The 2,531-nt window shown below is 43.6% G+C and carries 3 protein-coding genes; all 3 read right to left on the reverse strand.

Going from position 1 to position 2,531, the window contains the following annotated elements; genetic code table 11:
* Positions 1-33: 33 nt before the first annotated feature.
* On the reverse strand, positions 34-1,188 hold the full coding sequence (locus GRP75_RS24195) for a nitrate/nitrite transporter (protein ID WP_023989697.1): 1,155 nt from the start codon (positions 1,186-1,188) through the stop codon (positions 34-36).
* Between the two features lie 166 nt (positions 1,189-1,354).
* Entirely contained in the window at positions 1,355-1,885 is a 531-nt protein-coding gene (locus tag GRP75_RS24200; RefSeq protein ID WP_337194263.1) for a hemerythrin domain-containing protein, read from the reverse strand.
* Between the two features lie 22 nt (positions 1,886-1,907).
* Positions 1,908-2,531 (reverse strand): response regulator (locus GRP75_RS24205; protein WP_160790589.1); only part of this gene is annotated, 624 nt, incomplete at its 5' end.

Raw genomic sequence — 2,531 nt, forward strand, 5'->3', positions numbered from 1 at the left:
ATAGGTCTAAATAAGATCTGTCTGGAATAACGTTCATTCATTAGATTGTGTCCCTTGATAATACAGCCATATAACGAGGATCAGGCTAGCCAGCGCCACTTGGGAGAGGAGCATGAATCCAATGGAATATTGGCCAGTAGCGGCATGAATCGTCGACAACAAGATCGGAGGGAAAAAGCCACCGAGACCGCCCATCATGGATACAATTCCGTTAACTATACCTGCCTGTTTATTAAAATAAAATGGAACTAGCTTGAAAATGACGCCGTTCCCCATTCCAGCACATACAGCGATCGCCAAGCAGCCTACTGTATAAAGGGTAATCCCTGGTGAAAAAGCCAAAAGAATCGCAGCGACCGTATAAACAGAGAACGTGCCTACCAGCAGGAACAGGGGCTGAAACCGATCCGCCAGCCAGCCACCGATGGGGCGGAAGAAAGTGGCAATCGCTATAAAGCCTGCTGTACGCATCCCTGCATCCACTTTAGTCAGCTCAAAATTCGATACCAAGAAATTCGGCAAGTACACCGTGAACGCTACAAATGAGCCAAATGTAATAAAATAAAAGAGCGAGAAAAACCAAAGCTTTTCATTTTTGTAAACCCCTTTGATCTGTTCCATAATGGGCGTCTTTACTTTAGCTTCATGACGGTCCCCTAAGAAGAAATTCAAAGCGATAAAAACAAGCAGCAGAATGAGATACAGCTTCACTGTAGGGGCCCAGCCAATTTGAGTAGCCACAATAGGGGCCGAGAAGGTAGTGACGGCTGTTCCCAAATTCCCTATGCCATACATCCCATTTACAAACCCATGCTTTTCCTTTGGATAATACTTCGGCAGCGAAGTCACCCCAACCGAGAACACAGCTCCCCCAATCCCAAGGAACAAGCCACCGATAATTAAATCCATCATCGTAGAAGCTTCACTGATATAGTAGACGGGAAACAAAAGCAAAATAAAGCTAACGAGAAAAACGATTCTTGCTCCGAAGATGTTGGCATAATAACCAAGCGGAATGCGCAGAATCGAACCAAGCACGACCGGAATTGCTGTGACCATGGCCAATTTTCCGGGTGGAATAGCAATATCCTCCGTAATGAACGGCATAAGCGAAGAAATGATAACCCATACCATGAATCCAAGAATCAAGTTCAATGTTTGTAACGGCAACTGCATTTTTCTAATCATTTAACTCACCTTTTCAACGTTTTTTCTGTCGAATTATTGATTTGAATTTTCTGTCCCCATTGTAGCCGCTAGCCCATCCATTCGAATATAGGGGAGTCCCCTTTACCTAACAGGGGACTCCCTGAAAATATAAAAAACCGCTTCTATAGGAAGCGGCTTGGTCAATTCAAGAGATAAGCGTATTTAATTTGTCACATAACTTGGTTAGATCATTCCGATTGATCTGTTGCTCTGCCATAGGAAAAAGTACGGCTTCTTCTTTTATAAAATGTACAGTCAGGACTTCGAAGGCCTCCCCTGCGTTCTTGGTCGCCTCTCGAATCTCATCAAGCGTGAGCAAACTCAGATCGCCCTCCGTCTGATAAAGAAAATGATCGATATAGCCCTCTATTTCACGGTGCTCCTCCTGTATACCAACGAGCGGTCCCTGCTCAAAACCAATGTAGGTTCCTAGCATAGAAAAGAAGTGTTCTTCTTCCTTTTCGGTATGTTTCTTTAGGGATACCCTAAAATCGATAATCTGCGTTCTCAGTTTTTCCAGTTGCTTGCGGCCTTCTTCCAAATCTAGTATTCTGTGCTGCTCAAACCACAATACAATGGCATGCCATTCATCCATCAGATAGGTTAGATAGCGATGCTCATTTTCAAGAATACGCATGGCAGGTTTGGAAAAGGGCAATTTCTCATTTTCCAGCACGCGGATTTCCTCCATTCATCGGCTAAAAATCCAGCATTTTTTTCTTTAATGCATATTGGACCAGTTCAGGCCGACTTCTTAAATTCAATTTCTCCATGATTTTCGCTTTGTTCGCTTCCACCGTCTTGACAGAGATGAACAGCTTTTCCGCAACTTCCTTGTTACCGTAACCTTTTGCGACCAGAGGTAGAATCTCCAGTTCCCGCTTGGACAGGATCTCATAAGGATCTTCTGATTGTGACGTCGTATCTTTTTTGATGAACTCACGAACGAGAGAAGTAGCCATTTTAGGATGGATATAAGTCCCACCCCCATGAATGGTTCGTATAGCAAGCAATAACTCCTCATCTGGGGCATTTTTCAAAACGTATCCTGAAGCACCATTCTTTAAAATATGAAAAAGATATTCTTCATCGTCATGCATGGTCAAAATCAGAATTTTAGTATCAGGGTGGTCCTCTTTAATTTTGCCTGTAGCGATCAATCCACTTTCGCCTGGGGGCATGCTGAGATCCATGATTAGAATATCCGGACGATATTTAGCTACCATCGTATACGCTTCAATGCCATCCGCAGCCGTTCCGACAACCTCCATATCCGATTGGAAGTTCAAAATCATGGAAAATCCGCTTCGTACAATAGCATG

This window comes from Paenibacillus sp. OT2-17 (genome assembly GCF_009827695.1).
GTDB classification, from domain to species: Bacteria; Bacillota; Bacilli; order Paenibacillales; family Paenibacillaceae; genus Paenibacillus; species Paenibacillus polymyxa_B.